The sequence below is a fragment of the Elusimicrobiota bacterium genome (genome assembly GCA_026388075.1).
Taxonomy (GTDB): domain Bacteria; phylum Elusimicrobiota; class Endomicrobiia; order Endomicrobiales; family JAPLKN01; genus JAPLKN01.
Genome location: JAPLKN010000155.1, coordinates 1 through 8,708, shown reverse-complemented (window position 1 = coordinate 8,708; position 8,708 = coordinate 1). Strand labels below are relative to the sequence as shown.

Genomic DNA, 8,708 nt, shown 5'->3' with positions numbered 1-8,708 from the left:
ATCGGATTTTGGCTTATTCTTTATTCGGATGAATATATTTTGTACCGGGTCAATTAAAATATTTAGTTGTTTAAAATATTTTAACCTTTCTATTTGGTCGGTATGTTCTTGGGGAGATTTAACGATTGCGTCAAAATCTTTACTACTTATTACAAAAGATTTTATTTTCTCTTCAAGTACTTTTTCCCATTTTGTAAAGTCAGGAGTCCCAAACTCAATAATCATACCTTCCTCTTCCAGTTGATCTCTAATTTTGACCTGTTCTTTTTTAAGAATACCATTAAGGATAAGGTATTCTAGAAATTTTCCTCCTTCAGGCAGAAGAATCCTGGTCCAAATTGATTTAATGCCAAGAGCATATAGATACAACAGAAAATAATAACTTACATTCAATCCATATCCCTGGTGTCGGAAATCAGTGTCAGTGTTAATAAACTGAAAAATAGATATTTCCCCCGTTGTTCCTATTTTATATTTGAGACTTGTAATTGTATTATTATCACGATAAATTCTTAACCTCTCTTCTTTTTTATCTTTTTTAAGGTACATATCAGAAGATATTTTTATCTTAATCTTTATCGCTCTTTCAATAAATGATTTTCTATTTTCAGGGTCTTCGTGAACAAATAAAGCGATCTTTTTAAAATCTTTTCCCGTAATTTCATCCGCCTCTTCAGCTTTTGCAAGTATTTCTTCTGCATCTTGCTGGGTAATTATTGTTTCTGTTTTATTTGAAACCGATTTTGCCGGTTCCTTTTCGGCATTCGCATTTTTTGAAGGTTTTTCGCCTTTTTCAGTTCCAGTCAAAATCTCTTCCGGACGATTTTGATGCTCTATGTTCCATTTTCGGTGGGTTTCTATCTGAGCTTTTTTGACCATTTCTTCAGCCCATTCCATTGCGATTTTGTCGGGAAAATAATCAAAAATATTCTGAAAAACCTTAAACCCTGCCTGAATAATCTGCCTTATCCCTTTTTTGAGTTCCTCATTATTACGATTTTCATGTATCAGTTTATCAAGCAGTTTCTCAATGGCTTCTTCCATTGTAGCTATATCGCCAAAAAAGAGTGCTTTTGTGATGCTAAAAAAAACGGGCTCCTCCCAACGCGGAGCTTTGAAAATTTGCACAAAACTTTTAAAAAGTTTATATTCTGATAATTTCCACCAGTTCGGCGGAAAACCGAATAGCTTTCTAGCTATTTCATATGAGTTGATAGACGCTGCATCGGCATTCTCAGTTTCCTGCCTCGCTACATCTTCTATTGTCTGGTTTTTTGCTCCATTATTGAAAGATTCGGCCATTTTATTTATTTCTTGGTAAGTTGGTTTCCAGTCTTTGTCAAATTGTTCAAAATACCTATTAAAATACACTTTGATACTCTGATCTTTCATTATCTTTATTTCCCCTTTTGCGTTTTCACGTTGATCGAAAGCAACGGGGACAAAAGCGTAAAATATATAAAGTTTGGGCATGCCTTTTTCTACAATTCTTTCTGAATTCGTCGGATAAAATCCCAAATCAATAATGTCTGAATATCTATCATAAACTTCATCAAAATATTCTCTGGTAAGTTCCCACGGTTTGTCCAGATCTGATTCCAATGTACCCTGAATTTTCTCCATGAGAATCCATTTCCCTTCAGGATCTGTTCGATCTTCATCCAGTTTTGCCACTCGTTTTATTTTATTTTGCGATAAGATTTTGTGAGCCTTGTAGGAAGTCATTATCATTGTAATCGGCTCGCCACTTAAATATGAATCTGTATACGGAATAAGAATAGTTTTGATTTTATTGCCGTCTTTTCTATCTATCACCTGCAGTTCTACCATTGGCGGCAAATCCCTCACGAAGCTCGAGAAAACCAAATCCTTGTCTAAATTCTCTACCGAAGCATAAAAAGGTTTTTCTATAATTGCCTTTATTTGCAAATAGAGCGCTTCAGCATTATTGTCCGTATTGAGTGCCTTTTTTACAGCTTCTTCAAAAAAGGTATTCGCATTGTTAGCGAAGAAGTTATCAATGATTTGTCTCATTCCGGCAAGTTTAGAATCGATATATTTTTGGGGATCTTGGCTATTTCTTGTAATTTCCGTTTTTTCAAATTGCCTAACTAACTTACTGAATAAATCATCCCTAATTAATTGATTTTTCTCAGCATCGCCGCTACTAAATTCTACCCCGCGAGCTGAGATTATATGCCGCGCTCCGACTCTGAACTGGGCAACTTCTTCTTCAAATAAATTATCCGATATGTTTTCTTCGAATTTAAAAATACTGAATGCGGCTCTTTGTAAATAATCGGGCAAATATCCCAGCTGGTCTTCCGTAATATTTAAAAATGAAGAGATTTTAGACTGAACGCCTTTGTCTTTTACAATTTCCCAAATTATTCCGTTACCGGATTTCAACCCTTGTGAAACATAGAATTTTACGATTAACTTGAGAAGATTTTCAGGCGTAATAGGAAGGTTTTGTAATATATCTTGAAATACTTTTACTGAGTCGTTTAAGATATTTAAGTAATCTGAGAAAATATTTTCGCTTTCTTTTGCCTCTTTTGTTTCTGAAATGCCTTCGCGCGTAAACCCCTGCTTATTTTTGATTATTTTGAATTTTTCGTTTGCAATCTCAACAACTACATAATCAGAATTTGATTCAATAATTTTAGCGTCTGCTGAAGCTGGAAGAAGCGCCAATGCGTCAGATAGCGGATAGCACCGCCCGCCCGTGGCGGGGGCAGGGATAGCGCCGCGCCTGCCGGCGGGCAGGGATAGTTTTTTAGTTCTCAGTTCTTCAGCTCTATCTTCTACTGTTACTGGTTGCCCTCGGTCCATAGACCCTGACCTATGGGTCGGGGACTGGTTACCCTCGGTCCGTAAACCCTGACCTATGGGTCGAGGACTGGTAACTGACCTGTCCGCCGTGGCGGATAACTGTCTTCTTGCCTGATGTTTAGCTATTTCTTCATAAATTAATACTGATTCTTTTGTGCATCCGGTGATATTAGGTGTGATTGTAAGGTAAGATATATTTCTTTCTGAAAAAAGTTTTTCAAGCCCTTCAGTATGGAATCCTCCCGTAATAATTACAATTATTTCTTTTGCATCGGAAAGCGAATTAACAACCTCATCAACTGCAGCAGATGGTAGGCAGGAGACAGTAGACAGCAAAGACCCTTCTAATATTTTATTTCTAGCTTCACACTCAACCTTTTTTTCTCTGCCGTTAAGGATATTTGCAACAAAAGATTTGTTTCTTTCCTCGTTTACATTGTAGTATTCATCTAAAAGTTTAAAATCGGTTTCAAGATCTTGAAGTTTGTCTTTGTAGGTATATTTTCCCCAGACAAGTTTGAACTTAGTAAACCTTTCTTTAAAATATTCGTAGTCTTCTGACTGAAGTTTGTTGGTAAGATAATCTTCAAAATATGTGAAAAAATCATTAAGAAAAGATACTTCTAGTTCGGCAATATCTTCCGAAAGCCCTATCCTGATTTCTTCTATCAGCTTTTTTTCTTCTTTTACCAGCTGAAGAGGATTTAAAGCCCGGCCTTTTTCCAAATAATCAAAAAACTTCTTTAGATCCGGATAACCATAGCTGATATTTTTGGCTCTTTCCGATATTTCGGCCAGATATGTATAAAGCAAGTCAAGTTTGGAGAAGTTTTCAGTTTTTTCAACAAGCAGTTTATAGTCCTGATAGGGAATAGTTTTCTTTATCTCGTTTATAAACTGCTGGAGCTGGCCAGAAATTCTTTTGTAATCCAGCTTCTGCCCCTTGTCAAGCAATTCAAGGTAGCCGGTAATGTTTGAATAATTGTTTATATCAACCGTGAAAGTGCTGTTATACTTTTTTGGGTCTTCGTTTATTTTATCCGCGTATTTTTTTAAGATTTTAAAATATTTTTCGGAACTTATTTTGCCTTCTTTTTGTTTTATTATTATTTCATTGAATTTTTTGTTTTTATAGTTAAAATATTTCGCCTGAATGAATTTGAGGTCTTCTTTTAAACTATTAAGAACATCCTTATAATATTTTTGCCTTTCAATTATTTTCCCGAGCCTTATGATATTTGATTTATGAATTTCTTTTTCTTCTATCCCCTGCAAGAGAGCAAATTTTCCTTTATTTATTGAATAATATTCCGCGCCGGTAAGCCTTCCCTGATTAATTAAAGTTTCTACCAGCTGTTTTTTGAGTTCATTGTCTTTGACCGAATTAATCCACGAGGTGTTTATTTCTCCCGACGCTCCTTCCAGAAATACCTTATGCAAATTATATTTTTCATCTAGAAGCCCAATTATTTTTGAAATGTTTTTTTGAACTTCGGCATTACAATGCAAATCCTGAATATTTACAATAACTTTATCTGAGCCGAAATATTTGCCGTGCGTGATTTTCCCAACCGTAGTAGGAATATTAAAACTAGAAAACACTTTACTGAAACTGTTTTCCGGTTTTTCTTCTGCTAAGGCAGCTTTTAGGGTTTGGGCGAATACTGAAGTAAAAAGAAAACATGATACAACTATTATTGCTACTATTTTGTTGAAAGCCTGATTCTTAAACCATCTCAAGAGCTTAATTGCCGCCGGTAAAGAAAAATTTTGTATAAAAAATTTAAGCCTAATAGAGTATTTTTTAGAAAAATAAAAAACCCGACTTAAAAAAAGCCGGGTTATGCTTAGAAAACTAAATATAATTAAAATAAAAGCGGAAGGCAGACCGCTCCTGCGCAGTAAAACAAGGTATCCTAAAATAAACAAAAAAACAAAGCCCCCATATTCAGATATCTCGGATTTATTTATAAATTCTGAAATAGGCGCTAAAATGTTTTTTTGGTAAGAAAACAATTTTTCAAAACCAAATTTCTTTTGTTTTTCGACCTTCTTTACGAATCTTGAGGTTTTTTCTAAAGAACCGGCGGCCAAGTCTGATGTTGGATTTTTTTCCTTATTTTTGTTGGAACTATCCTGCTTTTTTTGAGCCAGAGGACTACTTTCTCCCATAATCTTGTTCAGAATCTTTATGGGAAGATTTACTGCAGTCATTAGTCCAATAACGGTTCCTTGAGCTTCAAGCGCCTGCTCAAATTCCGTGTGCAGATTGTCGCCAAAAATGCCGAAAGAACAAAAATTATTAAAAATAACGGCAAGAACTAATACAAATGCGACTTTTTTTATCACTCGTGCTTTCCCCCATAACACTTTTTTTGTTATACTTATTAATTATATATAGTATAAAACAATAAGTTTTCGTATTGTACAACAAAAATGTGAAAAAAATGAAAAAAACCTGAAAAAATAATATCAAATTTAATCAGGTCCAAAAATCAAATAAATAATTGAAAAATGATGAGGAATTGCTGATTTTATGTCAGGTTAAGCTTTTTGTATGTGCCGGCAGGTATTGAAAAATCTAGCCTTTTATGACCGCAAGGGGTGAAAGTTCCACTAATATTTCAACCAGATCTTTCTGGGCATCCATAACTTCTGAAATGTTTTTGTATGCTGAAGGGGCTTCATCCAAGTCTCTTTTTCCGCGAATTGCGTGCAGTATTCCTTGTTTGTCCAATCTTCCGGCTTCTTCTTCTACGGATAATACTCTCATTGCTTCATGCCTGCTCATTTTTCTTCCGGCTCCGTGAGCGCAGCTCAAAAAACTTTCCGGATTCCCGAGCCCTTTAACTATATAACTTTTTGCACCCTGGCTTCCGGGAACAATTCCGACCGTATCCTTTGAAGCCAAGGTTGCTCCTTTTCTATGAACCCAGACATCTCTGCCGAAATGTTTTTCTAGCTTGGCATAATTGTGTTCAATATTTATCATTTCAGGAAATTTAATGTTCCCCGAAAATTCTTCCGAAAAAATATCGCAGATTTTTTCCATCATTCTTTTTCTGTTATTCAATGCGAACTTGACGCAAAAATTCATTTCATTGACATAGTCTTCGCCCTCTTTTGTTCCTAGCGGTAAAAATGCGAGATCAAAGTTTGAAGGGATTCTCGGCTGAAATTTGTCCCCTAATCTTTTTGCCAATCTGTTATAATAATCCGCCACCTGCTTGCCGAGATTGCGCGATCCTGAATGAATCATAATCCAGATATAGCCGTCATTTCCTTTTTGTATTTCAATAAAATGATTTCCCCCGCCCAAAGTGCCGATTTGCGTAAGCGCGTTTTCCCATTCGCGTTCAATAACTGTGTATTCCGCTTTGCGTTCCGGCATCAATATTTCCGGCTGTTTTTGTTTGTAATGTTCAAATCCTAAAGGAATCAGGCTTCTTATTCTTCCGATAATTTTTCTTAGTGTTTCTTTATTTATCTCTTTTATGGTGGTCCTTACCGCGCACATACCGCAGCCGATATCTACTCCTACGGCGTTGGGTATAATAACATCTCTTGTGGCAAGCACACCGCCGATAGGCATACCGTATCCCGAGTGGCAATCGGGCATAATTGCAATGTGGCTGAATGCGAAGGGTAAATTTGCAAGGTTTCTTATTTGGCGGGCTGCCCCTGACTCAACTTCGTCAATCCACATTTTTATAGGCAGTTTTTCCGTGATGATTATTTTTTTCATAATAATTTGGGGACACAATACTTAATTATTCTTCGGACCCGGTTTTTTCTTAAACAAAATTCTGCCTGTTTTATTTTCAATCTTTTTTACATACTCTTCGCTTCCCAAAGGGCGCCCCGTATTTATGCATTTTCTTAGATATTCAAGGTCATTTTGATTATCTTCTTCCGATAAATATGCTGCCCAATTCTTTATTTCTTCGTTCATAAAATTATTTTCTAGCAAAATATTTTTTTCCTTTTTCACATGCGCCCGCGCACTTGACCATTTATAATCTTCGGCATTTCTAACGAGTCCTGCCCTCACCGGATTATTTTCAACATAACGAACTGCTGCATAAAGATATTTTTCATCTAAAGGATTTGACATAAATCGTCCCTGCCATAGAAATCCTTTCCATCCTTCGCGTTTATTAATTGTTCTAGTATATTTCATATGCGTTTTCCCGATGCCAATTGATAAACTTTTTTCATTTAATGGCACCGCTATTATATGAACATGATTATCCATTAAACAATATGCCCAGATTTTAATTCCTGTTTCAGAAGACTGCTGCTTAAGTATTTTTAAATAGAGTTCTTTATCTTTTTCGCTGAAAAATACTTTTTGACAGCGATTGCCCCTTTGTACAATATGATGCGGAGTATTTTCCACAATCACTCTAGTGTAGTGTCCCTTACAGATCTTTACATTTGCTGGAGATATTTTGGCTATCTTCAAGGCGCGAGGAGCGAGGTTCGCCGAGGCGAATAAGCGACGAGCAACGCAGAAGATGGGCAAAAGAGCCCAGCCCTTCGGGAAAACCCTCTTTGAGCCAACTTCAGCGTCACTCCGGCTAGACATAACACAGAGGATATGCCTTCGTCGTCGTTCCTTGAATTCGGCTCAAATAGGGATTTCAAATGCAAAGATCTGTAAGGGACACTACACTAGCTATTCTAGCCATACCTTTTATTGCCTTTAATAATTAAGTATTGTGTCCCCAAATTATTAGATTTTTACACCGAGTATTTTTGTTATTCTTTCAAGCTCTTCAAGGGAATAATAGTGGATCCCGATTTTTCCTTTTTTTGAGGTTCCTGAAATATTTATTTTTGTCCCAAGCTTTCTTTGAAGCTCTTCCGCAAGATATTTTAGTTCGGGCTCCGCTTTTCTGCTCTTTCTGCTGCCTTTTATCTTGCCCGCTTTCCATTCAGCGATAAGCCTTTCAATTTCTCGGACGGTAAGTTTTTCTTTTACGATTTTTTCTGCCAGATGTTTTTGTTTTTCTTCGTCTGAAATTCCCGCAAGCATCCTGCCGTGTCCTGCGGAAATTAAACCTTCTGCAATTGATTCTTGTATATCTTCAGGCAGATTTAACAGCCTTAAAGTGTTTGCAATAACTGCGCGGTCTTTTGCAACCAGCTTTGACAATTCTTCCTGAGTGTGGTCAAAGTCATCCATTAATTTTTTGTAAGCCTTCCCTTCTTCAATAGGGTTTAAATTTTCCCTTTGAATATTTTCTATCAAAGAAAGCTGAAATCTTTTGTCTTCAGGCGTATTTCTTACTACCGACCAAACTTCTTTTAATCCTGCCATTCGACAGGCTCTTAATCGTCTTTCGCCTGCAATAAGCTCATATTCGCCCGGGATTTTTGACGGGGTTACCAGAATCGGCTGGGCAAGCCCGTGCTTTTCTATGGATTCTGAAAGTTCTCTTAATTTTGTCTCGTCAAATCTTTCTCTCGGCTGGTTTCTGTTCGGCTTTATTCTATCTATATGAATTTTTATGCCTTGTTCCAGGAAACTTCTTGCTGCCCCCTTTTCGGCCCCGGGTATAAGAGAGCCTAACCCCCGCCCTAACGCTTTGTGCACCATTGTAAACTCCTTTTTTCAGTGATAATTGGTAAGTGGTAAGTTATAAGTTGTAAGAATTAAGTTAAGAAAATAGTTTTTTTATGCTTCTGGCTTAGCGCTTATGGCTTAATGCTTACGACTGTCGTTTTAGAAATTCCTTGGCAAGACAGACATAAGCTTCTGTTCCCTTTGAATATCTATCGTAAAGAATAATCGGTTTTCCGTAGCTCGGCGCTTCGGCCAATCTCACTGCTCTTGGAATTTTTGTATCGTAAACTTTTTCGCCGAAATA

At 36.6% G+C, this 8,708-nt stretch carries 5 protein-coding genes; all 5 read right to left on the bottom strand.

The genetic code is table 11. From position 1 onward, the window contains the following. Window positions 1-5,184: hypothetical protein (locus tag NT145_08775; protein ID MCX5782769.1), on the bottom strand; the 5,184-nt coding region annotated here is incomplete at its 3' end. Between the two features lie 232 nt (window positions 5,185-5,416). Beyond that, window positions 5,417-6,580: an RtcB family protein gene (locus NT145_08770; GenBank protein ID MCX5782768.1), complete on the bottom strand. Its 1,164-nt coding sequence runs from the start codon at window positions 6,578-6,580 to the stop codon at window positions 5,417-5,419. 21 nt (window positions 6,581-6,601) lie between these two features. Then, complete coding sequence (locus NT145_08765; protein ID MCX5782767.1) at window positions 6,602-7,234, bottom strand: transposase; 633 nt, start codon at window positions 7,232-7,234, stop codon at window positions 6,602-6,604. 336 nt (window positions 7,235-7,570) lie between these two features. After that, window positions 7,571-8,437, bottom strand: coding sequence for a ParB/RepB/Spo0J family partition protein (locus NT145_08760; protein ID MCX5782766.1), 867 nt, complete (start codon window positions 8,435-8,437; stop codon window positions 7,571-7,573). A 112-nt stretch (window positions 8,438-8,549) separates the two neighbouring features. Further along, window positions 8,550-8,708: ParA family protein (locus NT145_08755; GenBank protein MCX5782765.1), on the bottom strand; the 159-nt coding region annotated here is incomplete at its 5' end.